The sequence below is a fragment of the Nocardia aurea genome, assembly GCF_003123685.1.
GTDB classification, from domain to species: Bacteria; Actinomycetota; Actinomycetes; order Mycobacteriales; family Mycobacteriaceae; genus Nocardia; species Nocardia aurea.
In genome coordinates this window covers 549,325-571,707 of record NZ_QCYJ01000130.1, presented here as the reverse complement: position 1 = coordinate 571,707, position 22,383 = coordinate 549,325, and the positions used below count along the sequence as shown (strand labels likewise).

Sequence of the window (22,383 nt, the reverse complement as noted above, 5' to 3'; positions counted from 1 at the left end):
TGCCGACCGGATTCGCCGGTGATACGAAGGTCCTCCCCGGGGCCGTCAGCAGTCGGGTTGGAAGGGGAAACAGCCGCGCGGTGTCGTGCGCGGTGGTGTGGTCGGCCGTTGGGTGGGCGGCGGTGGTGGCGGCGGTTGCACCGTGGACGGCGGGGGCGCGGGCTGTTCGGCGGTTGTCGACGGGGTGACCTGGTCGCCGGTCGGCGGCGGGTCCGTGGAATCCGAACCGCCCTGCGCGAACGCCCAGATGACACCGCCGAGGACCGCGATCGCGGCGGCCCCGCCGAGCACCACGATGCCCCGGCGTCGGCTGGACCGCGTCGCGGTATCGCGTGGCGGGGCAACGGTATTGCGCGGCGGATCGGCGGGGCGCTCCTTTCTCGGGCCGGTGTCGGAGAGGCGGTCGATGGTCGCCGGTGAGACCAGAGGACGTGACTTCAGCAGTCCACGTCGGGGGTTCGCGGGTGCGTCGGGCCCTGTGTGCTGCGCCGGTCCGGTGGATGAACCCGCTGATGCTGGGGTTTCGTTCTCCGGGGCGAGGGACGTCGGCGGCGGTGCCGTGCCGGAGGGCGTGGGTGACGGTGATCCGGTCGGTGGTCCCACGCGCTCGGGACCGTCGGGCGGGGTTCCGTACTCGGGGCCGTCGGGTATCCGGTGCGGTGGTGCCGTCGACGGGATCGGTGATGCCGTAGATGCGGCTGCCTTCTCCGGGTCGGTCGGCAGGCTTCCGTGTTCCGAGGCCGGGCTGTCACCATCCGCCGGTGAGGTGGGCGATTGCCCGACGGTGGATGGTTCGGCTCGTCTCGATCCGGCAGGCACGTTCTCGTATTCCTGAGCTGGAGTGTCCGGGGGATACAGCGGTGGAATCGACGCTGGGGCAACAGAGGGCGTCGAAATCGGCGTTTCCTGTGCCGCTGAGGTGTGCGGCGGCGATGACGACGTCGCGGAAGCTGGTTGTTCGGCAACCGAACCTGTCGATACCGGTCCATCGGGTGGGTTCTGCTGCGCCGAACTCGGCGGCGGACCCGGTTGCGCCGGCGGCGACGAAGTTGTCGGCGGACCGACGAATATCCTTCCGGTGGGCCGATTCTCGCGTACGCGATCGGGGGGAATTCCCGGCGACGACGCCGTGGCCGAAGGGTCGGCAGGCTGTGCCGTAGCCGGATCACCCGCCCTCGATCCGGCGGGCGGATTCTCATATCCCGACGCGGTGGTACCTCGCGGTGGCGCCGGGGGGTCGGTCGGCTGTTGTCGTGCGGGCGCTGCCTCAACGGATATCGGGCCCGACGGCGGTTTTCCGTGCGTCGGAGGTGCCTGCGGGTGCGTCGACGGTGTGGCCGGTGGTTGCGCTTGCTGTGGTGCGGCAGGAGGTTTCGCGAACACCGGTGGCGTCGAAGGACGCGTCGGCCGCGTAGGAGGAGGCGCAGTAGGAGAACTACCGGGTGGAAGTGCGGCGGGACCACTGGAGTGGGGCGCGGAGGAACCGCCGGCGGCAGGTGCGGAAGGGCGTCCCGGCGAAGGCGCGGTGGTGCTGCCGGGCGACACCGAAAGGCTGCCCGGTGAATTCGCGGAAGGGGGCGCCGGTGGTGGTGGCACGGTGGGACCGCCCCTTGGAGGTGCAGCGGTACCGCGTGGTTGTGGCGCGAGCGAGGGTGCCGATGGTGGCGCGGTGGGGCCACCCGACTCGGTGGCCGCGCCGGGTGGGGGCACGGCGGGAAGGCCGGGTGGTGTGGCCGTGCTGCCTCGTTGTGGTGCGTTGGGGCTACCAGGCGGCGGCCCGGGAGGGCGGGCAGTCGGCGGAGTTGAATAGCCGCCGGGAGCGGGGGCGGCCGTGGGATTGTGTCCCGGTCCCGGTCCCGGATGTGGGAGCGGCGGGGCGGCAGGTGGACCCGACGGTATCGGCGGTCCGAAAGCGCGCGCGGGTATCGACGGGACCGATCGGTGCGGTGCGGGCTGGCGAGGGTCGGCCTTCGGGGCATCGGGATTCCGTGCGGGTGGCGGTCCCGCCGCCGAGGGTGTCGGACGCCCGGGGTCACCCCCGGGCCACGCCGGTCCGCCTGATCCGGGTCCGCTCGTTCCGGGACCACCGCTGGCGGATGGGGGTCCCCCTGCCGAGGGTGTGGGACGGCCGGGGTCGCCCCCGGGCCGCCCCGGTCCGCCCGTTCCGGGACCACCGCTGGCGGGCGGGCGTCCCGCCGCCGAGGGTTTGGGACGGCCGGGGTCTGTTCCGGGCAGCGCCGGGCCGCCCGATCCCGGACCTCCCGCTGCCGGAGCACCGCTTGCGGGCGGCGGCGCGGTGGCCGGGTCCCGAGGTGTGACCGGAGGACGGCCGGGTCCGGATCGGGCAGCGGGCGCTTGTCCCACGGAGGGGTCGGTGGTGCCCGCGCCCCTGGGTCTGCTGGAACGCCGAACATCCGACGGCGCACTCGCACCCGATACAGGCCCGTCCGTCGACCGAGCGGGTCCGGTGGGAAACCCTTCGGCTACCAACTGCTCCACAGTCACCCGGTCCGCGTAGCCGAGCGCGCCGAGGAACGCGTGCACCCGTTCGGCGTCCCACGACACCTCTCGGCGCGCCGCGGATTTGCGGAAGTACCGCCGCAGCGCGGAGAGCCCCGCTGCTTCGACATCGCACCCGTGCGGCGGGGGCCCGTGCCATTCGACGGTGATCGGGAACCGCGCGTGCCCGGCCACCAGTACCAGTCCCGCGACGAACGCGTCGAACCCGACCCGGTCCGCGCACGCTTTCAGGTCGAAGAAGGCATCGCTGACCTCGTTGATCGGATTCACATCGCCGGGACGTACCCGCACCGGATCGTCGGGGACGCCGGACAGACTCCAACGCCCGTCGGCCGAACACGACAGTTCGCCGCCCGCTCGGGGCAGGATGTTCACCACGTCGACGGCGACGCAGACGTGCGGTGTGATCACCACGAGGTCGATCTCGCGGCCCGCGCGCGGGTTGCCACGCTCGGGGACGTAGCACCCGGCGATCACGATTCCGGCGACCCGATATTCGTCGGTCCACTTCCCCAGCCATCCGGCGATCCGCTTCTCGGTGGGCCGGACGCCGTTTCGTGCGGCGTTGATGACGAGCATCTCCTACACCCTCCTCGCGCGGAGCGCCGAAAAAGACGCCCCTACAACGTTATCGCCGGGCAACGACACCCGCATCAGTGCTGGTGATACCCGTTCGGCGCGGCGATTCCCGGGCGTTTTGCTCACAACGAATTCGTCGGGCGGACTCCCGGGCCGAAACTGGACAGATCATCGAACCCCGGACACAATCCCCCCATGTGGAAACGACGTTTCAATCCACGAAACCCCCGCATCGCTGATCGCGACTCACGGATACCGCGCGACCGATGAGCGCTCCCGCGGACTATCCCCTCGCGCTCGCCGTCGAGGATTTCGCACCCGTATTCCTGACGACCTGCGGAGTCCTGTTCTTGCGCCGCCTCACCGGAAGCGGAGGGGTCGTACTCGCCGCGGCCCTGATCGGCACGGGCGGATTCGCCAAGGCCACAGCGAAACTCGTCGTGGCGGCGGGCGGCCCCGACCTGCCGTGGTTGCGCGGCATGCTGTTTCCGCTCCTGACCCTCGGATTCGCCCTGCTGTACGCGGAATTGAGACGCGCCGCGACCGGTCGGCTCTCGCGCGGGTTCATCATCCCGACCGTCGCGCTCATCGCCGTCTGCGCCGTCGCCGCGATACTCGCCGCCGACACCCTCCCGATGCTGGTGAGCACCACCGTCTTCGCCACCCTCACCGGCATCCACCTCATCCGCCTGGCCCGCCGCCGCGGCGACAATCTATCCGCCGCCCTGATCGCCGCCCAACTCCTGGCGTTCTTCGTCCTCGGCCCCCTCGGCGCCCGCCCCGACCAGACCGTCGCCCTGCAGTGGACGGAACAACTGTGCAATACTGCCGCCCAAACCGCCTTCCTCATCGCCGCCTACCGCTTGGCTGGAGTGCCGCGACCTCGAAGCGGCAAGCCGGACGAGTCCGAGCACGGGTGACCACCCGCCGGAACCTCCGCTGTGCGGACCGCGTGCGCGTAGGCGAGAATCCTGGCAGCGTGACTGGGCGCTGGAGTCGGAGGGATCAGCGGTGAGCGTGTGGGGAGAGGTCGTCGTCGGCCTGGTCATTCTGGTCGGACTGGTCGGGATCATCGTCCCGATCCTGCCGGGGGCGATTCTGATCTTCGGCGCGATCGGGGTGTGGGCGTTCCTGACGGGCGGGGCGACCGCGTGGTCGATCTTCGCTGTCAGCGCGGTTTTCCTGGTGGTGTCCGCGATCGTCAAATACACGTGGCCCGGTCGAAAGATGAAGGACGCGGGTGTCTCCAACCGCGCCCTGTTCCTCGGCGCCGTTCTCGGCATCGTCGGCTTCTTCGTCATCCCCTTCGTCGGCTTGATCGTGGGATTCGTTCTCGGCGTCTACCTCTCGGAACTGCAACGCCTCGGCGACAACCGACCGGCCTGGCAGTCGACCAAACACGCGCTCAAGGGCGTCGGCCTGTCCATGCTGATCGAACTCCTCGGCGCCCTGCTCGCCACCGCCACCTGGTTCCTCGGCGCCTTCATCGCGTAGCCGGCCCGACTCACCTTTCGATGGCGGGGAAGGGGATGGTGTCGTCGGAGGGTTTGGGGAGGTCGTCGCGGCGGATGGGGAGGGTGGGGTGTTCGGGTTTGTGGAAGGGGGCGGTGGGGGTGGGGGCGGCCTGGCGGTGGAGGGGCAGGCGGTAGAAGCGGCGGGCGTTGTCCTCGAGGACGGCGAACATGTCGGTGCCGACGACGTCGCAGATGAGGTCGACGTCGGAATCCCGGAAGGGGCGGCCCGCGCGGGTGCCGGGCAGGTCGGTGCCGAACATGAGTGCTTCGGGGTTGACGGCGTGGATGCGGCGCAGGGTGTTGGCGACGTTCATGGAGACGCGGCCGAAACCGGTCGCCTTGACGCGAGCCCCGCGATCGACCAGGTCGAGCAGGTAGGGCAGGCCCTCGTCGGACATACCGAGGTGGTCGATGGAGAAGGCGGGAAGTTTGGAGATCACCGGTTGCAGCGAGGTCAGCATCTTGCCGTCGATGTAGACCTCGACGTGCCAGCCGACCAGGTCGTGGGCGCGCAGCGCCTGCAAGGTCATGGCGGTGATGTCGGCGGCGGCGCGTTTGACGTTGAAGCGCAGCGCTCGCACCCCGGCGCGATCCAGGTCGACGATCTCCTCGTCGGTCGCTTCGAGGTCGAGCGCGGTCACGCCGACCCAGCCTTCGCCCAACTCCGATAGTGCTGCCTTCAGGTAGCTCTGATCGGTGCCTTGGAACGAACCGCTGACTACCGCGCCTCCACGTATGTCGAAGCGCGACATACGCTTTCGGTAGTCGGCGATGGTGAAGGGGTCGGGCAGGTAGCCGTCGTTCTCGGCCAGCGGGAACCGCGGGTCGAAGATGTGGACATGGGCATCGAACACTTGTACAGAATGCCTCAGTCGTCGAGTTTCCGCTGTGGCGACGGTCGCCGAATCGGCCGACCGTCGCTGTTTCGCGGGTTCTAGACCTTGTGCGGTTCGCTCGCGCGCAGCATGTCCTCGCGCTCGACGACCTTGACCCGCTCGCGGCCTTCGGGCTCGCCGAGTGCGCGTTCGTGGGCGTCGAGGCGGTACCAGCCCTGCCAGGTGGTGAACGGCACGCCCTTGGCCTCGAGGAAAGCGGTCACGGCGTCGAGTTCGGGCTCGGGGGCCGAGACGAAGGCGTCGGCGTCGTCGAGCAGGCAGGCCACGGTCTCGTTGGCGTCGCCCTTGGTGTGGCCGATCAGGCCGACCGGGCCGCGCTTGATCCAGCCGGTGACGTAGGTCGCCGGCATGAAACGCGCCTTGCCGTCGGCGTCCTCGTCGGCCAGTACGCGTCCGGCCTCGTTGGGCACGGTGCCCGCCTGGTCGTCGAAGGGCAGGTTGGTGATGTTCTGCGACAGGTAGCCGACCGCCCGGTACACGGCCTGGATGTCCCAGTCCTTGATGACCCCGGTGCCCTTGACGTTGCCGGTGCCGTCGAGTTCGGTGCGTTCGGTGCGCAGACCGATCACCTTGCCGTCGGCGTCGCCGACGATCTCGGCGGGAGATTCGAAGAAGTGCAGGAACAGCTTGTGCGGGCGGTTGCCCTGGTCGCGGATGGCCCACTGCTCGAGGGTGTTGGCGACCATGTCGACCTGCTTGGAATGGCGACGCGCGGCTTCGGAGCCTTCGTCGTAGTCGATGTCCTCGGGGGCGACGATGACCTCGATGGTCGGCGAGTGGTCGAGTTCACGCAGTTCCAGCGGGGTGAACTTGGCCTGGGCCGGGCCGCGGCGACCGAAGACGTGCACCTCGAGCGCCTTGTTGCCCTTGAGGCCCTCGTAGACGTTCGGCGGGATCTCGGTCGGCAGCAGTTCGTCACCGGTCTTGGCGAGCACGCGCGCCACGTCGAGCGCGACGTTGCCGACGCCGAGGACCGCGACCTTCTCCGCGTCCAGCGGCCAGGTGCGCGGCACGTCGGGGTGGCCGTCGTACCAGGAGACGAAGTCGGCGGCGCCGAAGGAGCCGTCGAGATCGATGCCGGGGATGTCGAGTGCGCGGTCGGCGTTGGCGCCGGTCGAGAAGATCACCGCGTCGTAGAAACGGCGCAGGTCGTCCAGGGTGATGTCGGTGCCGTAGTCGATATTGCCGAGCAGGCGGACCTGTTCTTTGTCGAGCACCTTGTGCAGGGCGGTGATGATGCCTTTGATGCGCGGGTGGTCGGGCGCGACGCCGTAGCGGATCAGCCCGAACGGCGCCGGCATGCGCTCGTAGAGGTCGATGCTGACGTCGGCGTCGGACTTCATCAACGCGTCGGCGGCATAGATGCCCGCCGGTCCCGCGCCGACAATGGCGATGCGGAGCGGACGGGCCGCCTGAGCATCACCGCTCGCTGCTGCACTCTGTTCGGTCATCTCTTCCGCGCACCCTTATGTTCGAAATTAATGGCGTTGGTCTTAGCTTAGGCTAAGTTCACGCGTCGTTCGGTCGCACCTCACGATGCGTGACGCTGGTGCTGCCGGCACGTGCCCGCACGTTGCCCAGGTCGCTACGACGGTGAGCTGTCATATGGCTATGACAGCAGGCCGCAGTCCCGCGATTCTATCGGTGGCATGTCATACGACCTATCAGGGTGTCGTGAACTGGATGGATGCCGTACCTCAGGGCGACCGTGAACGACCCGTGACACCAGCCTACCGACGCCGTTTCGGCGCGGCACGCCTCCGGACCGGGCGGGCGCGGCGGGGGTGGACGTCCGATTCCCGCGCCGACCAGGGATCATCGAGGGATGACCGAGCAGCGCCCCGCCCCCGAGGACGACGAAGCGATCGTGGTCGACCAGACCGACAAACGCACGATGGCGCCGTTCATCGCGGCCGCCGTCTTCGCGGCGATCGTGCTGGTCGCGATCGTGGCGGGCGGGGTGTTCTCGCCCGCTGAGAAAAATGTCACAGAGGCCGACCGGATCGCGGCGGCCGCGCAGAACTACGCGAGCGCCCGCAACGCGACCGATGCGGTGCCGCCGCCCGGTGTCGCGTGCGACGGATTCGACGAGGGCAAGTCGCCGTTGGCAGGACAGTTCGCCGGGGGCGGATCATCCGGAAGTTCGATCGAGATACCGAAAGTCGCGGAGCAGCGCGTCAACGGTGACCGGGGCAAGGCCGCCGTCACCGTGCGGGTCGACGGCCGAGTGAGCACCGAGACCTGGAACTTCCTCCGGGCGGGCGACAGGTGGGTGGTCTGTGGGTGAGCTGCGTCCACGACCTGCCCGCGTGTCGCAAATGAACGTTTGACATGTCGGCCGTCGGACGGGCAATCTCAGTTCAGGTCATGAGAACCAGCGTCAAGCCCCGGCTTGCTGGTCGGCAACCCTCCTCCGCGGTGGGGTGCTCCGGGTGACGACCCGGCCGCGCACCGAAAACGGGTGTGGCAAGTGCGGATTCACAGGAGGATCGACATGAGTTATGCCGGAGACATCACCCCGCAGCAGGCGTGGGAAATACTCCAGGAGCATCCCAAGGCCGTCTTGGTCGATGTGCGCACCGACGCGGAATGGCGTTTCGTCGGAGTGCCCGACACCAGCTCGATCGATCGGCCGACGGTGCTGATCGAATGGGTCGACAGCAACGGCGCCCGTAACACCGAATTCGCCGACCAGCTGGGCAAGGCCCTCGGGACGCGCGATCCGGAAGCGCCCGTGGTCTTCCTGTGTCGCTCCGGTCAGCGTTCGGCGCATGCCGCGAATCTGGCGACCCAGCTCGGGATCGGCCCGTCCTACAACGTGCTGGACGGATTCGAGGGCGGCCTCGACAGCTCCGGTCACCGCGGTGGCCAGGGCTGGCGTGCCACGGGTCTGCCCTGGCGGCAGTCGTGATCACCGGCGGCGCGTTCGACAAGCCGCTACCCGACGACGTCGGTCCGGCGACCCTCGGTGTGCGCGGCGGTCTGCGCCGCTCCGGTTTCGAGGAGACCTCCGAGGCGCTGTATCTGACCTCCGGTTTCGTCTACGAGAGCGCCGAGGCGGCCGAGGCCGCGTTCACCGGCGACGTCGAACATTTCGTCTACTCCCGCTACGGCAACCCGACGGTCGCCATGTTCGAGGAGCGGATGCGTCTGCTCGACGGCGCGGAAGCCTGTTTCGCCACGGCGAGCGGCATGTCGGCCGTATTCACCTCGCTCGGAGCGCTTTTGAGCGCGGGCGATCGACTGGTGGCCGCGCGCAGCCTCTTCGGGTCCTGTTTCGTGGTGTGCAACGAGATCCTGCCGCGCTGGGGCATCGAAACCGTCTTCGTCGACGGCGAGGATCTGGACCAGTGGGAACAGGCGCTGTCGGTGCCGACGCAGGCGGTGTTCTTCGAGACCCCGGCCAATCCCATGCAGACCCTGGTCGATGTGCGCAGGGTCAGTGAACTCGCCCATGCGGCCGGCGCGAAGGTTGTGCTGGACAACGTCTTCGCCACCCCGCTGCTCCAGCGCGGGTTCGACCTCGGCGCCGACGTCCTCGTCTATTCGGGTACCAAACATATCGACGGTCAGGGCCGGGTACTCGGCGGCGCGATCCTCGGCCCGCAGGACTACATCGACGGTCCGGTGAAGAACCTGATGCGTCACACGGGTCCGGCGCTGAGCCCGTTCAACGCGTGGACGCTGCTCAAGGGCCTGGAGACCATGCCGCTGCGGGTGCGGCACTCCACCGAATCGGCGCTGCGGATCGCGCGTTTCCTCGAGGGCAACGATTCGGTGAGCTGGGTGCGCTACCCCTATCTGGAATCGCATCCGCAGCACGCGCTGGCGACCGGTCAGATGAGCGGCGGCGGCACCGTGGTCACCTTCGAACTCGACGCGCCCGCGAACGAGGCGAAGAAACGGGCCTTCGAAGTGCTCAACCGGTTGCGGATCGTCGATATCTCGAACAATCTCGGCGATTCCAAGACGCTCATCACCCACCCGGCCACCACGACGCACCGCGCCATGGGGCCCGAGGGACGCGCCACCATCGGCCTGTCCGACGGGGTGGTGCGCATCTCGGTCGGCCTGGAGGATGTCGATGACCTGCTCGGAGATCTCGAGCGCGCGCTGCGCTGAGATTCCACGCGACAGACGAAAGAACCCCGTCCCGGTCCGGGACGGGGTTCTTCGCGTTCATCGACTAGGCGAGCGCGCGCAGGCGGGGGCCGAGATCGCGTTCGAACAGTTCGAGGAACCGGCGCTGATCGTGGCCGGGGGCGTGGAAGACCAGGTGGTTGAGCCCGGCGTCCAGGTACGGCTTGATCTGGGTCACGGCCTCGTCGGGGTCGCTGGCGACGATCCAGCGCTTGGCGATCTGTTCGATCGGCAGCGCGTCGGCGGCGGTTTCCATCTCGATCGGGTCGGTGATGCTGTGCTTCTGTTCGGCGGTCAGCGACAGCGGCGCCCAGAAACGAGTGTTCTCCAGCGCCAGTTCGGGATCGGTGTCGTAGGAGATCTTGATCTCGATCATCCGGTCGATATCGTCGACCGAGCGCCCGGCCTTGCCCGCGCCTTCTGCGACGGCGGGCATCAGCTTCTCGGTGTAGAGGTCCATGCCCTTGCCCGACGTGCAGATGAAACCGTCGCCCGCGCGACCGGCGTACCGGGCGACCAGCGGGCCGCCCGCGGCGATATAGACGGGAATGCCGCCTTTGGGCACGTCGTAGATGGAAGCGCCGACGGTCTTGTAGTACTGGCCCTCGAAATCGGTGCGCTCACCGGTCCACAGGGCGCGCATCAGGTCGACGGATTCGCGTAGCCGGGCGAACCGCTCCTTGAACTCCGGCCATTCCCCGGTGTAGCCGGTCGCGATCTCGTTGAGCGCCTCACCGGTGCCGACGCCGAGCATCACGCGGTCCGGGTACAGGCAGCCCATGGTCGCGAAGGCCTGGGCGATCACCGCGGGGTTGTAGCGGAAGGTCGGGGTCAGCACCGAGGTGCCCAGCTGGATGCGCCGGGTGCGCTCACCCACCGCGGCCATCCAGGCCAGCGAGAACGGGGCATGTCCGCCCTTGTGCCGCCACGGCTGGAAATGGTCGCTCACCGTCGCGCTGTCGAGTCCGTGTTCCTCGGCGAGCACCGCGATCTCGACCAGTTCGCGCGGTCCGAATTGTTCCGCCGACGCCTTGTATCCGAGTTTGAGACCACTCATGTGCGTCACTCCTTCGCTTCGCTGCCACGCATCCGGTGCGGGTATTTCCGACACCGGTCGGCCGCACGCGGGCGTTTCCCCGCACCAGCGCCGTGCGGCGTACGGCTGATTCGACCATAGCCAGCCCGATTCGCGACGTTGTGCAGGGGCGCGTCCGGCGGCCCGCCGCGCCGTGTCCGGGCGCTCCCGCCGCGGGTAGCCGATAATTGACTCGTGACTCCAGACGACGAGCCGATCCTGTCCTACCTCACCGATATGGACGGGGTGCTGGTCCACGAGGATCACCTCGTTCCCGGCGCCGACGATTTCCTCGCCGAATTGCGCGACAAACAGATCCCGTTCCTGGTCCTGACCAACAATTCGATACGCACCCCGCGCGATCTGCAGGCCAGGCTGCGTCACAGCGGTCTCGACATCCCCGAGGACGCGATCTGGACCTCGGCGCTGGCGACCGCGACATTCCTCGACGACCAGCGCCCGAACGGTACCGCGTACGTGGTCGGGGAATCCGGTCTCACCACGGCACTGCACGAGATCGGCTATGTGCTGACCGATAGCGACCCGGACTACGTGGTACTCGGTGAGACCCGCACCTATTCGTTCGAGGCGATCACGACCGCCATTCGGCTCGTCGAACGCGGCGCTCGATTCATCGCCACCAATCCGGACGCGACCGGACCCTCACGCGACGGATTGCTTCCCGCGACGGGTTCGGTCGCCGCGCTCATCACCCGCGCCACCGGCAAGGACCCCTATTACGTCGGTAAACCGAATCCGCTCATGATGCGCTCGGCATTGCGGCGCATCGGCGCGCATTCGCAATCCACCGTGATGATCGGGGACAGGATGGACACCGATGTCGTCTCCGGTCTCGAGGCGGGTATGCGCACGATCCTGGTGACCACCGGTATCTCGACGCGGAATTCGGTCGAGCAATATCCGTATCGGCCGACGGCGGTCATCGATTCGGTCGCCGATCTCGTCGGACGCACCTCGCGACCTTTCGGCGACTGAACCCGGGGCTCGGCGAATCCGCGCGCGCGGAACGTGAAGTGCCCGTTGCAGTGTCGGGGACGGCGTGTAGCTTCTCCGCCATGATTGCCGATGCACGAAGTTTCAAGGCGGACCAGGTGTCACGCGAGGAAATCCTGGCCGCGATCGAGGGGTTCCGGGAGGAATACAAGGCCGAGCAGATCACCGGGGCGCTCGACGATATCGAGAGCTACACCCTCGACATTCTGTTCGTGGCAGGGGATCTGCACGTTCGAGGCGATCTGGACCTGTTCACCGAGGGGGCGTTCCTGCTGATCGTCCTCGGGGATCTCCGTGTCGACGGCGCGTACACCGACCAGGACGACCCGGAGACGTATCTGCTGGTCACCGGCGATATGCATGCCAGGGACGTGGTCACCGCCGGGTGGCTGGAAGTGCACGGCGATCTGCATGTCGGCAGGCTCATCGGCGACTACAACGATTGCAGCGCCTATATCGGAGGAGATATCAGCGCCGACCTGTTCTACGGCGAGGAGCATTTCTTCACCATCGAGGGCGAATTGGACGCCGACGTCGTGGTCGGGAGCCCGCGCCTGATGATCGACGACGAACCGGAGGGGATCCAACTCGATGATCCGAAACTGCTCGAGTATTTCGACCGGGAGTTGCTGCGCATCCTCGATGACACCGCCGAGGACGGCACCCCGATCATCGACGTGGACGGCATCAAGGATTTCCGCGCGGTGAAACACCGCGTCATCGAAGGAGTTCCGCTCAAGACCCCCTAGTCGCGTTGAATATCCGCCCGCGGCGTGGGATCGCCATTGCCTTCGGCGCACGGCGGCAACGGTTTTCGCTGTGCCTGCATCCGATGCCGGTGTCGAAGGGATAGTCCTGCGCGCAAGTGTCCGCCCTGGTTTCCGACTCAGCGGCCGCGCTCGATGTCCGCGAGATGTTCGATATTGGCCCGATCATCGGATTCCGCGCTCGGCCGACCGGCGAACCACGCGTCGAGTATCTCGGTGAGTTCGGCGCCCGAGGTCGTGCGCAGGCTGAGCGCGAGCACGTTCGCGTCGTTCCAGGTGCGCGCCCCGGCGGCCGTCGCGGCATCCGCGCACAACGCCGCCCTGATCCCGGCGACCTTGTTCGCCGCGATCGACGCACCGGTTCCGGTCCAGCAGCACACGATGCCCTGATCGGCGCGGCCCTCGGCGACGTCACGCGCGACGGCTTCGCTCGCCCACGCCCAATCGTCGCGTTCGGTCTCCGACAGCGCGCCGTGCACCGTGGTCTCGAAACCACGCCGCGCGAGTTCGCGAACCACGTCGTCGGCGACCCCGGTCCGCTCGTCGGCCGAAACAGATATCCGCATGGGCCAAGGGTAGTGAGCCCCGGGCCCGGGCGGAACACCGATCTCGGTCGGTACCGGGCGAATTCCCGCGCGCACCGACCGGCCGTGGTCAGATCGGCCGACCAGGCCGGGTGTCGTCGCTGCCCGAAGTTGCTCCGATGACGTACAGGGTGTCGCCGTCGTGCACGTACACCCGGACGCCGTAGGCATCGTCGAACTCGCGCGGTCCGGTGTCGATCGTCGACGGCGCGCGCATCGACGGCGTGACCGCGCCCGATCCGCCGCCGGGCGCCACGGCAGGATCTGGAAGAACGGTGGGAGTCCGATCGGTCAGGTCCGGTCGGTGATCGCGTCGAGCGCGGCCGACAATTCGGTCAGCATCGCGACGGTCTCGGCGAAACGTTCCTGTCCGAGCTCGGCGACGAGCCGGTCGGCGATCACCGCGTGCGCGGGTGTGATCCGCTCGATCGCGGCGCGCCCATCCTCGGTCAAGGCGACCAGTTTGGCGCGCCGGTGCGTGGGATTCGGCCGGTATTCGGCCAAACCCCGGTCCACCACGATGTCGGCGATCCGCTGCACGCTCTGGCGGGTGATGCCCATGGCGCGGGCGATACCGGCCACCGGCAAAGGTTCGCGCAGTATCGCGCCGAGTACCTGCCACCATGCCGCCGTCAGCCCGGCGGGGACGGCCAATTCCTCCGCGATGGCCAGGAATTGGCCGTTGAGCCGGAACGAGGTGATCGCGGCCGTGCTGAAGAGTTGTCGATCGCCGGTTTCAGCCATGTCGGCTCTCGATGATTTCCGGATATTCGTTCCTCACCGCGCGACCGCCGTTCGCGCGTGTTCGTACTCGTCCAATATCGCGTATGCCGCCGCGTCGTTGTTCGCGTAGAGCCGATACCACGCCTGCAGAATGTGGGGCTCGTAGACGCCGAGGCGGCCGAGAACCTCCCGGGCGAAGGCGAACGGCGCGGTGCCGGAGGCGGTGATGACATCGCCGTCGGTGACCGCGAGTTCGTCGATGTACCGGCCCGCGCCCGCGTACCCGCTGTACTCGAGGAATACGGCCGCATTACTGGTGTGGTGCCTGTTGTCGAGCAGTCCGGCGCGCGCGAGCCCGAAAGTGGCGCCGCAGATACCCGCCACCGGCACGCCCGCCGCGACGAATTCGGTCGCCTTCTGCTCGAAGTCGGCCAGTTGACCGCTGATCCACTGATCCGCGCCGGGCAGGATCAGCATCGCGCTCTGCTCTGGTGTCAGGTCCTCCAGCGTCAGATCGGGAACGATCCGGACCCCGCCCATGGTGACGATCGGATCGCCGGTGCGCCCCACCGTTCTCACCTCGTAGGAACCGGGGGCCCGCTGCCATTCCGGTTTGTTGATATGCGCGATGGCGGCGCCGACCTCCCAATCGGCGAGGGTGTCGAAAACCGCCGTGTGTACCGTCTTCGAAGTCATGACAGTATGCTGTCATAATTGACAGCATACTGTCAATACTGCCGGGGTCGATCCGGATCAGTCGCGGGTCAGGGCGAAGATGCGCAGGTCGCGGTCGGTGCGAGAGCGATAGGCGGAATAGGCGCCGGTGATCTCCACGAATCGGGCGAAGATCGCGTCCTTGTCGGCCTCGGGAACGGCGGTGGCCTTGACGCGGATGCGTTCGCCCGCGATGGCGACGATGGCGGTCGGATTCACCAGCAGATTGGCCGACCAGGCCGGGTGTCGTCGCTGTCCGAAGTTGCTGCCGATGACGTACAGGGTGTCGCCGTCGTGCACGTACAGCAGCGGCTGGGTGCGCGGCCGCCCGGATTTACGACCGATGGTGGTGAGCAGGATGACGGGTGCGCCGATCGGGCCGAGCACGGTGTATCTGGCATCGGTGCGCTCGAGCAGGGCGCGGTCCAGCGGCGTGATCCGCCTGATGAACCAGGAACCGGGTTTGGTCGCCGCGAACCTGTTGGCCGCGCGGGCCACGACAGTCGTACTCGATCCCCACGGTCGGTCGGGGAATTGCTGCGCCGTACCCATACCGGGACTATAGGCCGCGACGGCGCCGTAGGTTCGCGGGTTATAGCGGATCACCATCATCGCCCGGGTCGGTACGTGATTCTCCGGATAGTTGCCGAGTTCCGGCGGCCACCGGAGGTTACCGCTCATTAAGCTCGGCGATATGGCCGACTCACCTCCGTCCACCGTGTACATCGCCTCGCCGGAAGGCGACACCGGCAAATCGACGGTCGCGCTCGGCGTACTCCAGATGCTGTGCGCCAGCACCGCCAGGGTCGGGGTGTTCCGGCCGATCACCCGGTCGACCGACGAGCCCGACTACATTCTGGAGCTGTTGCTCGAACACAGCACCGCCGATATCGACTACGCGCAGGCCGTCGGCGTCACCTACGAACAGGTGCACACCGATCCCGATGCCGCGATCAGTGAGATCGTGATGCGATTCCACGAGGTCGCCCGGGTCTGCGACGCGGTGGTCGTGATCGGCAGCGATTACACCGATGTCGCCAGCCCGAGCGAATTGCGTTTCAACGCGCGGATCGCGGTGAATCTCGGCGCGCCGGTGCTGCTGGTGGTGCGCGGTTCCGATCGCACCCCCGAGGAGGTGCGACACCTCGTCGACCTGTGCGTCTCCGAACTCGACCAGGAACACGCGCAATTGGTCGCGATCATCGCCAACCGCTGCGAACCCGGTGAACTCACCGAGATCTGTTCGGCCCTGGGAAGTTTCGAGGTGCCATCGTGGACGTTGCCCGAGGTCCCGCTGCTCATCGCGCCGACCATGGCCGAACTGTGCACGGCCGTCGACGGCGAGATGTACAGCGGCGACCCGGAACTGCTGCACCGTGAAGCGCTGAAGATCATGGTGGGCGGCATGACGGCCGAACACATCCTGGAACGGCTGACCGACGGCGTCGTGGTGATCGCCCCCGGTGACCGTTCCGATGTCCTGCTCGCCGTCGTCAACGCGCACGAGGCGGCCGGATTCCCGTCGCTGTCGGGCATCATCATGAACGGCGGCATGTTGCCCCATCCCGCCGTCGCGCGGCTGATGGAGGGGCTCAAACCCCGACTACCCATTCTCCGAACGGAATTGGGCACATACGACACCGCGAGCGCCGCATATCGCACGCGCGGGCGCATGTCGGCCGGTAATCCGCGCAAGGTCAATACCGCGCTCGCACTGATGGAACAGCACGTGGACGCGCTGGAACTGCTGCGCCGCATCGCCGTGCCGCGGACGAATATCGTCACCCCGCAGATGTTCGAATACCAGCTGATCGAGCGGGCGCGCGCCGACCGCAAACGCATCGTGCTACCCGAAGGTGACGACGATCGCGTGCTGCGCGCGGCGGGCCGGGTGCTGCAACGCAAGATCGCCGACCTGGTGATCCTCGGCGAGGAGGCCGGTGTGCGGGCCAGGGCCGCCGAACTCGGCGTCGACATCTCCGACGCCGAGGTGCTCAGCCCCCGAACCTCCGGCTACCTGGACGAATTCGCCGCCGAGTACACCGAATTGCGCAGGCACAAGGGCATGACCATCGAGCGCGCGCGCGAAATCGTGGTCGACATCTCGTATTTCGGCACCATGATGGTGCACAAGGGCATCGCCGACGGCATGGTTTCCGGCGCCGCGCACACCACCGCGCACACCATCCGCCCGTCCTTCGAGATCATCAAAACCGTTCCCGGCGTCTCCACGGTGTCCAGCGTCTTCCTGATGTGTCTGGCCGATCGGGTGCTGGCCTACGGTGACTGCGCCGTCGTCCCCGACCCGAGTTCGGAACAGCTCGCCGATATCGCGATCTCCTCGGCGAAGACCGCCGCGCGTTTCGGCATCGACCCGCGTATCGCCATGCTGTCGTATTCGACCGGTGAATCCGGCAGCGGCGCCGACGTCGACAAGGTCAGGGTGGCGACCAAGCTGGTGCGCGAACGCGCCTCGGAACTGTTGGTGGAGGGTCCGATCCAGTACGACGCGGCGATCGAACCGACGGTCGCCACCACCAAACTCCCCGACTCCGTGGTCGCCGGACGCGCGACGGTGTTCATCTTCCCGGATCTCAATACCGGCAACAACACCTACAAAGCCGTGCAGCGCAGCGCGGGCGCGATCGCCATCGGTCCGGTGTTGCAGGGATTGAACAAGCCGGTCAACGACCTGTCGCGGGGTGCGCTGGTCGCCGACATCGTCAATACGGTGGCGATCACCGCGATCCAGGCGCAGGGCGAATGAGCGCTGCGTGTGGGCGGTGGCGCGGTGAACGGCCACGCGTGAGAGTGGACGTCGACGGGCGGTCTGTGCCCGCACCGGTGACGCGGCACACGGCATCCCGGTGAACGCGGATGTGAGCTACAGCGGTACGAGGAAGGCATGATGAGCGAACGCGCGGACGATCTGGTGCTGGTGATCAATTCCGGCTCCTCGTCCATCAAATACCAGCTGCTCGACCCGGAATCGGGCGTGGTCGCGGCGTCCGGGCTGGTGGAGCGGATCGGTGAGGAGCGCGGCTCGGTCGAGCATCGAGCCGACGGCAGGCGTATCGAACACGAGGGCCCGATCCCGGACCACAAGGCGGGATTGCGCCTGGTCTTCGACATGTTCGCCGACACCGGCCACGACCTGGCCGCCGCCGGGGTGCGCGCGGTCGGTCACCGGGTGGTGCACGGCGGTGAGATCTTCTACGAGCCGACGCTGATCACCGATGACGTGGTGGCGGCGATCTCCGAATTGTCCACTCTCGCACCGCTGCACAATCCGGCCAATGTCACCGGAATCGAGAGCACGCGCGAGCTGCTGCCCGGTGTGCCGCAGGTCGCCGTCTTCGATACCGCGTTCTTCCACGGCCTGCCCGAAGCCGCGAAAACCTACGCGATCGACGCGAAAGTCGCGGCGGCACACGGTATCCGGAAATACGGGTTCCACGGCACCTCGCACGAATACGTGGCGGGACAGGTCGCCGAATTCCTGGACCGAGCGCCGGATCGGACGAATCAGATCATCTTCCACCTCGGCAACGGCGCCTCGGCCTCCGCCGTCCGAGGCGGCGATCCGGCCGACACGACCATGGGACTCACCCCGCTGGAAGGTCTGGTGATGGGCACCCGCGGCGGCGATCTCGATCCGGGCATCCTGCTGCATCTCATGCGCTCGGCCGGTCTCGATGCCGACGCCATAGATCGACTGCTCAACCGGAATTCCGGTATCAAGGGCCTGTCCGGGGTCAACGATTTCCGCGAATTGCAGCGACTCATCGACGCGGGCGACGAATCGGCCCGCCTGGCCTACGACGTCTACATCCACCGGCTGCGCCGCTACCTCGGCGCGTACCTGGTGGAGTTGGGCCGCGTCGACGCCATCACCTTCACCGCGGGCGTCGGAGAGAACAGCCCCGCGGTCCGCGCCGACGCGCTGGCGGGGTTGGAGAATTTCGGCATCACCGTCGACCCGGCCCGCAACACCGCGAAAGAGCGTGGTGCCAGGTATATCTCACCCGCGGGCGCGAAGGTCCCGGTCCTGGTCGTGCCGACCAACGAGGAACTGGCTATCGCCCGCGCCGCGAGCCGGGTGGTCGCCGAACGCGGCGGGCGATCGAATTCCGTCGAGAGCGGGGGCCGCTGACCGCCTGTTTCTCGCGCTCGCCGAGTTCACAGCGCCGGTGAGGAAGCCTGCGCCCAGAAGCGTTTCGGGATCCGTCCCGCGCGGCGGGCCAGGTAACCCGCTCGGACCGCCGATGCCATGGCCGCGGCCATCATCGCGGGCTCTTTGGCCCGGGTGACGGCGGTGGCGAGCAGGACGGCGGAGCAGCCGAGTTCCATGGCCAGGGCGGCGTCACTGGCGGTGCCGATGCCCGCGTCGAGGATGACGGGCACGCCCGCGGCGGCGACGATCATCTCGATATTGTGTGGATTGCCGATGCCGAGGCCGGTGCCGATGGGGGAGCCGAGCGGCATGACCGCGACGCAACCCGCGTCCTCGAGGCGGCGGGCGAGGACCGGATCGTCGCTGGTGTAGGGCAGGACCTTGAATTCGTCATCGACGAGTTGTTCGGCGGCGTCGAGCAATTCGACGGGATCGGGCAGCAGGGTGCGCTCGTCGGCGATCACCTCGAGTTTGACCCATTCGGTGTCGAGCGCCTCGCGTGCCAGGCGGGCGGTCAGCACCGCCTCGGCAGCCGTCCGACAGCCCGCGGTATTGGGCAGCGGCATGATGTCGAGTCGTTTGAGCAGATCGAGCACGCCCGTGCCGCCCGCCGCGTCGACACGGCGCATGGCGACGGTGGTCAGTTCGGTGCCGGAGGCGAGTAACGCCTCCTCCAGCACGCTCAGCGATTCCGCGCCGCCGGTGCCCATGATGAGCCGGGAATCGAAATCCCGGTCGGCGATGCGCAGGGGCGGTAGCCGGAGGGATTCAGCCACCCTGCACCGCCGTCAGCACCTCGATGGTCCAGCCGCGCCCGACCGGTTCGTCCCAGCGGGACTTGGGGAAGACCACCCCGTCGACCGCGAGTGCCACACCTTTGCTCGGCAGGTTCAGTCGCGTCAGCAGTTCACGGACACTGAGTGGTTCGCCGAATTCGTGATCCTCACCGTTCACGGTGACACCTATCGGGATTGATGTCGCGGTCATCGAATTCCTCCTACCGATGAAACGGGTGGCGTGGTCGCCGTTGTCGATGTAGCCGTGGTGAAACGTCGTGGGTCGGCCGCGAGCGCCTCGGCGACCGGTGCGTCCGCCAGCCAGCCGAGGGTGGCATCGACGGTGAGCGGGACCGCGAGCATGCCGTTGCGGCCGTGGCCGGTCGCGGCGACGATCCGGTCGGTGAGTCTGCCGATCAGCGGCAGATTGTCCGGGGTTCCCGGACGCGAGCCCGCGATGGCCTCGGCCAGTTCGTATTCGCCGATGCCGGGCACGACGGCTTCGGCGTCGGCGATGAGATCGCGCACGCCGGCCACGGTGACGGTCGTGTCGAAACCGGCCTCGTACTGTGTCGCCCCGACGACGATGCCGTCGCCGCGCGGCACCAGATATACCGACCTGCCGTGCACCCGCGCCCGGATGACACGGGTCGGTGCGGGCGCGGCTCCCGGCCGATGACGCAGGCGCAGGATCTCACCCTTGACCGGACGCACCGGAAGTTCGGGCCGCAGTCGCGCCGACCGCGCACCCGCGGCGAGCACGATCTGGTCGAAGGGCAGGTCGTCGAGGTCGTCGACGGCCTCGGCGCGCGTCCGGACCCCGGCGTCCGCGCACGCGCGGCGCAGGCCGTCGAGCAGCCGCCGGTTGTCGATGGCGGGTTCGGCGGGGGCGAGCAGTCCGGCGCGCACGGTGCGGGCGAGCGCGGGTTCGGCGGCGCGGACCTGCCGACGGTCGAGTACGCGCATATCGTGGCCGTGCCCGCCGACCCATTCGGCGACGGTGCGCAGGTCGGCGACGTCGGCGGTGTCGAGTGCGACGGTCAGCGTCTCGTCGGCCACGAAAACCCGTACCCCGGTCGCGGTCTCCAGACGCGCGGCGAAATCCGGCCAGCGGTTCAGGGACGCGGCCCCGAACTCCAGCACCCGATCCTCGCCGGGCCAGCCTTCCGACAGCGGGGCGAGCATGCCACCGGCCACCCAGGAGGCTCCGGAGCCGACGGCGGGATCGAACAGGGTGACCGACCAGCCCGACTCGGCCGCGCGCCACGCGATGGCCAGACCGATGGCGCCACCACCGACTACGGCCAGCGTCCGCACTATTCTCACCTGCCTTCTGACCTCCGTGTTCGCATCCCCACGGTAGCGCGGCTACGGTCGAGGGCGTGCAACCCTCCCACCCCAACCGACCCTTGCCGCCGAGGGAACGTCTGGCGACCGCGCGGCTCTATCTCTGCACGGACGCGCGGCGGGACCGGGGTGATCTGGCCAAGTTCGCCGACGCGGCGTTCGCGGGCGGCGTCGACATCATCCAGTTGCGCGACAAGGGTTCGCCCGGTGAGGCGAAATTCGGGCCGCTGGAGGCCAAGGCCGAGCTCGGTGCGCTGGCGGAATTGAAATCGGCCGCGCGCAGACACGGCGGACTTGTCGCGGTGAACGATCGCGCCGATATCGCGCTGGCAGCGGGCGCGGACGTGCTGCATCTCGGTCAGGGGGATCTGCCGCCCTACTACGCCCGCCGCATCGTCGGGCCGGATGTGGTGATCGGGCGCTCCACCCACAACAGGAACCAGGCCGGACTGGCCGCCATCGACGATCACATCGACTACTTCTGCACCGGCCCGGTCTGGGCGACGCCGACCAAGCCCGGGCGCCAGCCCGCGAGTCTGGACCTGATCCGCTCCACGGCCGACGCGCATCCGACCCGGCCCTGGTTCGCCATCGGCGGGATCGACGCCGGACGACTACCCGAACTACTCGAAGCGGGCGCGGACCGGATCGTGGTCGTGCGCGCCATCACCGAGGCGCGCGATCCGGAGGCCGCCGCCCGCGAACTGAAGATCGCGCTGCTGGAGAACGCCTGAATCCCTCGGTGTCCCCGTTCGAGTTCGCCGGGGGCGGGGGCGCGGCCGTGTCGACGTCGACACGGCCGCCGTCGCGTCGCTCAGGACAGCACTTGTTCGCGTGTCAGCGACAGCGCCGATCCCGCACTCTCCGAGAAATCCGACGAATCGGACCCCGCACCGCCGATCGTGGACATCTCGGCAGCAACCCCGTCCACGATCTCGGCGTCGGCACCGGGTCCGTCCGGATCCGAATGCAGCCAGACGAAGCCCTGTTCGGCCAGATCCACGACGCGCGGGAGGGCGCTCGCGAGGGTGACGGCGTCCGCGTAACCGTCCAGGCACACGCGGGCGGGCGCGGCACGCAGCGCGGGCCAGGCGGCCGCGAAACCGGGATGCAGCGGCCGGTCGGCGACCTCGTCCTCCGGCACCCAGGCCAGGGCCGTGCTCTCACGGTTGAGGCTGGTGGACAGTGTTGTCGTGGTGTCGGCGACGACCGTGGTGTAGATCCAGCCGCCCGGCGCCATCGCCGTCACGCGCTCGCCGCGCACCCGGACCACCTCCGGCTCGATGCCCGCTTCTTCCCATGCCTCGCGCACGGCGGCCTTCATCGGCGTCTCGTGACTGTCGAGCGCGCCGCCGGGCAGCGCCCAGGTGCCGCCCTGATGGCTCCACGGGGCGCGGTGCTGGAGCAGTACCGCGACACCGCCGCCGCCGAGCGGGGCCCGCAGCAACAATCCGGCAGCGCCGTATCGGCCCCAGTACCGTTTACCGTCCGGGTCCCGCGACCATCCGTCACCGTCACCACGCATCGCTATCCATCCTCATCCAGCCGCTGCCGTGTTCC

Annotated in this window: 24 protein-coding genes and 1 riboswitch; of the genes, 11 read left to right on the top strand and 13 right to left on the bottom strand. The window is 68.2% G+C overall.

Annotated elements, in window-relative coordinates; genetic code table 11:
- Positions 1–45 precede the first annotated feature (45 nt).
- Positions 46–294, bottom strand: coding sequence for a hypothetical protein (locus tag DAT37_RS34565; protein WP_109529050.1), 249 nt, complete (start codon positions 292–294; stop codon positions 46–48).
- Positions 295–2,682: 2,388 nt separating this feature from the next.
- Between DAT37_RS34565 and DAT37_RS44480 the strand changes: the two genes are divergently transcribed.
- From DAT37_RS44480 to DAT37_RS34545, 3 genes are all read left to right on the top strand, one after another.
- Positions 2,683–3,186, top strand: coding sequence for a hypothetical protein (locus DAT37_RS44480; protein ID WP_157978837.1), 504 nt, complete (start codon positions 2,683–2,685; stop codon positions 3,184–3,186).
- A gap of 179 nt (positions 3,187–3,365) precedes the next feature.
- Complete coding sequence (locus DAT37_RS34550) at positions 3,366–4,019, top strand: hypothetical protein (RefSeq protein ID WP_109529047.1); 654 nt, start codon at positions 3,366–3,368, stop codon at positions 4,017–4,019.
- Positions 4,020–4,110: 91 nt separating this feature from the next.
- Positions 4,111–4,593: a DUF456 domain-containing protein gene (locus tag DAT37_RS34545; protein WP_109529046.1), complete on the top strand. Its 483-nt coding sequence runs from the start codon at positions 4,111–4,113 to the stop codon at positions 4,591–4,593.
- Between the two features lie 10 nt (positions 4,594–4,603).
- Here the strand turns inward: DAT37_RS34545 and DAT37_RS34540 are convergent, their stop codons facing one another.
- Positions 4,604–5,467 carry an amidohydrolase family protein gene (locus tag DAT37_RS34540; protein WP_109529045.1) on the bottom strand — a complete coding sequence of 288 codons (864 nt, stop codon included), beginning with the start codon at positions 5,465–5,467 and terminating at the stop codon, positions 4,604–4,606.
- Positions 5,468–5,547: 80 nt separating this feature from the next.
- Entirely contained in the window at positions 5,548–6,960 is a 1,413-nt protein-coding gene (locus tag DAT37_RS34535; RefSeq protein WP_109529044.1) for an FAD-dependent oxidoreductase, read from the bottom strand.
- Positions 6,961–7,334: 374 nt separating this feature from the next.
- Between DAT37_RS34535 and DAT37_RS34530 the strand changes: the two genes are divergently transcribed.
- From DAT37_RS34530 to DAT37_RS34520, 3 genes are all read left to right on the top strand, one after another.
- Entirely contained in the window at positions 7,335–7,796 is a 462-nt protein-coding gene (locus tag DAT37_RS34530) for an Rv0361 family membrane protein (RefSeq protein ID WP_109529043.1), read from the top strand.
- Between the two features lie 76 nt (positions 7,797–7,872).
- A riboswitch (SAM riboswitch) is annotated at positions 7,873–7,988 on the top strand.
- 15 nt (positions 7,989–8,003) lie between these two features.
- Positions 8,004–8,420 (top strand): rhodanese-like domain-containing protein, encoded by a 417-nt coding sequence (locus tag DAT37_RS34525; protein ID WP_109529042.1) that lies wholly within the window; start codon positions 8,004–8,006, stop codon positions 8,418–8,420.
- On the top strand, positions 8,417–9,631 hold the full coding sequence (locus DAT37_RS34520; protein WP_109529041.1) for an O-succinylhomoserine sulfhydrylase: 1,215 nt from the start codon (positions 8,417–8,419) through the stop codon (positions 9,629–9,631). Before DAT37_RS34525 ends, DAT37_RS34520 begins: the two co-directional genes overlap by 4 nt.
- Before the next feature lie 64 nt (positions 9,632–9,695).
- On the opposite strand, the gene fgd is transcribed toward DAT37_RS34520, so the two are convergent.
- Positions 9,696–10,706 carry a glucose-6-phosphate dehydrogenase (coenzyme-F420) gene (fgd, locus tag DAT37_RS34515; RefSeq protein WP_109529040.1) on the bottom strand — a complete coding sequence of 337 codons (1,011 nt, stop codon included), beginning with the start codon at positions 10,704–10,706 and terminating at the stop codon, positions 9,696–9,698.
- 255 nt (positions 10,707–10,961) lie between these two features.
- On the opposite strand from fgd, the gene DAT37_RS34510 reads away from it, so the two are divergent.
- Together DAT37_RS34510 and DAT37_RS34505 are read left to right on the top strand one after the other, a co-directional pair.
- On the top strand, positions 10,962–11,720 hold the full coding sequence (locus tag DAT37_RS34510; protein ID WP_109529173.1) for an HAD-IIA family hydrolase: 759 nt from the start codon (positions 10,962–10,964) through the stop codon (positions 11,718–11,720).
- An 80-nt stretch (positions 11,721–11,800) separates the two neighbouring features.
- Entirely contained in the window at positions 11,801–12,487 is a 687-nt protein-coding gene (locus DAT37_RS34505) for a hypothetical protein (protein WP_109529039.1), read from the top strand.
- A 137-nt stretch (positions 12,488–12,624) separates the two neighbouring features.
- Here DAT37_RS34505 and DAT37_RS34500 read toward each other — a convergent pair whose 3' ends face one another.
- The 5 genes from DAT37_RS34500 to DAT37_RS34480 all read right to left on the bottom strand — a co-directional run bounded on the left by DAT37_RS34500 (position 12,625) and on the right by DAT37_RS34480 (position 15,078).
- Positions 12,625–13,071, bottom strand: coding sequence for an RpiB/LacA/LacB family sugar-phosphate isomerase (locus tag DAT37_RS34500; protein ID WP_109529038.1), 447 nt, complete (start codon positions 13,069–13,071; stop codon positions 12,625–12,627).
- A gap of 88 nt (positions 13,072–13,159) precedes the next feature.
- The gene (locus DAT37_RS34495) at positions 13,160–13,345 is read right to left on the bottom strand and encodes a hypothetical protein (protein ID WP_109529037.1); all 186 of its coding nucleotides are present in this window, start codon (positions 13,343–13,345) and stop codon (positions 13,160–13,162) included.
- A gap of 35 nt (positions 13,346–13,380) precedes the next feature.
- Entirely contained in the window at positions 13,381–13,833 is a 453-nt protein-coding gene (locus DAT37_RS34490; protein ID WP_109529036.1) for a MarR family winged helix-turn-helix transcriptional regulator, read from the bottom strand.
- 33 nt (positions 13,834–13,866) lie between these two features.
- Positions 13,867–14,508, bottom strand: a complete 642-nt coding sequence (locus DAT37_RS34485; protein WP_109529035.1) for a type 1 glutamine amidotransferase family protein — start codon at positions 14,506–14,508, stop codon at positions 13,867–13,869.
- Positions 14,509–14,565: 57 nt separating this feature from the next.
- Entirely contained in the window at positions 14,566–15,078 is a 513-nt protein-coding gene (locus tag DAT37_RS34480; protein ID WP_109529172.1) for a nitroreductase family deazaflavin-dependent oxidoreductase, read from the bottom strand.
- Between the two features lie 142 nt (positions 15,079–15,220).
- Here DAT37_RS34480 and pta point away from each other — a divergent pair, with 142 nt between their 5' ends.
- Positions 15,221–17,293, top strand: a complete 2,073-nt coding sequence (gene pta / locus DAT37_RS34475) for a phosphate acetyltransferase (RefSeq protein ID WP_109529034.1) — start codon at positions 15,221–15,223, stop codon at positions 17,291–17,293.
- Positions 17,294–17,434: 141 nt separating this feature from the next.
- Complete coding sequence (locus DAT37_RS34470) at positions 17,435–18,679, top strand: acetate kinase (protein ID WP_109529033.1); 1,245 nt, start codon at positions 17,435–17,437, stop codon at positions 18,677–18,679.
- Positions 18,680–18,705: 26 nt separating this feature from the next.
- Here the strand turns inward: DAT37_RS34470 and thiG are convergent, their stop codons facing one another.
- The 3 genes from thiG to thiO are packed head-to-tail and all read right to left on the bottom strand — an operon-like array spanning position 18,706 to position 20,793.
- Positions 18,706–19,476 carry a thiazole synthase gene (gene thiG / locus DAT37_RS34465; protein WP_109529032.1) on the bottom strand — a complete coding sequence of 257 codons (771 nt, stop codon included), beginning with the start codon at positions 19,474–19,476 and terminating at the stop codon, positions 18,706–18,708.
- Complete coding sequence (gene thiS / locus DAT37_RS34460; RefSeq protein ID WP_109529031.1) at positions 19,469–19,687, bottom strand: sulfur carrier protein ThiS; 219 nt, start codon at positions 19,685–19,687, stop codon at positions 19,469–19,471. Before thiS ends, thiG begins: the two co-directional genes overlap by 8 nt.
- A complete protein-coding gene (gene thiO / locus DAT37_RS34455) occupies positions 19,684–20,793 on the bottom strand; it encodes a glycine oxidase ThiO (RefSeq protein WP_198654584.1) in 1,110 nt (369 codons plus the stop codon). Before thiO ends, thiS begins: the two co-directional genes overlap by 4 nt.
- 65 nt (positions 20,794–20,858) lie before the next feature.
- Between thiO and thiE the strand changes: the two genes are divergently transcribed.
- On the top strand, positions 20,859–21,557 hold the full coding sequence (thiE, locus tag DAT37_RS34450; RefSeq protein WP_109529030.1) for a thiamine phosphate synthase: 699 nt from the start codon (positions 20,859–20,861) through the stop codon (positions 21,555–21,557).
- Positions 21,558–21,637: 80 nt separating this feature from the next.
- Here the strand turns inward: thiE and DAT37_RS34445 are convergent, their stop codons facing one another.
- Complete coding sequence (locus tag DAT37_RS34445; RefSeq protein ID WP_109529029.1) at positions 21,638–22,348, bottom strand: NUDIX domain-containing protein; 711 nt, start codon at positions 22,346–22,348, stop codon at positions 21,638–21,640.
- Positions 22,349–22,383: the final 35 nt, after the last annotated feature.

Excerpts from the sequence above, each read along its gene's own strand:
- pta (WP_109529034.1), top strand. The coding sequence starts at position 15,221 with ATGGCCGACTCACCTCCGTCCACCGTGTACATCGCCTCGCCGGAAGGC.
- thiS (WP_109529031.1), bottom strand. The coding sequence starts at position 19,687 with ATGACCGCGACATCAATCCCGATAGGTGTCACCGTGAACGGTGAGGAT.
- fgd (WP_109529040.1), bottom strand. The coding sequence starts at position 10,706 with ATGAGTGGTCTCAAACTCGGATACAAGGCGTCGGCGGAACAATTCGGA.
- DAT37_RS34525 (WP_109529042.1), top strand. The coding sequence starts at position 8,004 with ATGAGTTATGCCGGAGACATCACCCCGCAGCAGGCGTGGGAAATACTC.
- DAT37_RS34445 (WP_109529029.1), bottom strand. The coding sequence starts at position 22,348 with ATGCGTGGTGACGGTGACGGATGGTCGCGGGACCCGGACGGTAAACGG.
- DAT37_RS34485 (WP_109529035.1), bottom strand. The coding sequence starts at position 14,508 with ATGACTTCGAAGACGGTACACACGGCGGTTTTCGACACCCTCGCCGAT.
- DAT37_RS34490 (WP_109529036.1), bottom strand. The coding sequence starts at position 13,833 with ATGGCTGAAACCGGCGATCGACAACTCTTCAGCACGGCCGCGATCACC.
- DAT37_RS34530 (WP_109529043.1), top strand. The coding sequence starts at position 7,335 with ATGACCGAGCAGCGCCCCGCCCCCGAGGACGACGAAGCGATCGTGGTC.
- DAT37_RS34510 (WP_109529173.1), top strand. The coding sequence starts at position 10,962 with ATGGACGGGGTGCTGGTCCACGAGGATCACCTCGTTCCCGGCGCCGAC.
- DAT37_RS34480 (WP_109529172.1), bottom strand. The coding sequence starts at position 15,078 with ATGGGTACGGCGCAGCAATTCCCCGACCGACCGTGGGGATCGAGTACG.
- DAT37_RS34550 (WP_109529047.1), top strand. The coding sequence starts at position 3,366 with ATGAGCGCTCCCGCGGACTATCCCCTCGCGCTCGCCGTCGAGGATTTC.
- DAT37_RS34470 (WP_109529033.1), top strand. The coding sequence starts at position 17,435 with ATGAGCGAACGCGCGGACGATCTGGTGCTGGTGATCAATTCCGGCTCC.
- DAT37_RS34535 (WP_109529044.1), bottom strand. The coding sequence starts at position 6,960 with ATGACCGAACAGAGTGCAGCAGCGAGCGGTGATGCTCAGGCGGCCCGT.
- DAT37_RS34500 (WP_109529038.1), bottom strand. The coding sequence starts at position 13,071 with ATGCGGATATCTGTTTCGGCCGACGAGCGGACCGGGGTCGCCGACGAC.
- DAT37_RS34505 (WP_109529039.1), top strand. The coding sequence starts at position 11,801 with ATGATTGCCGATGCACGAAGTTTCAAGGCGGACCAGGTGTCACGCGAG.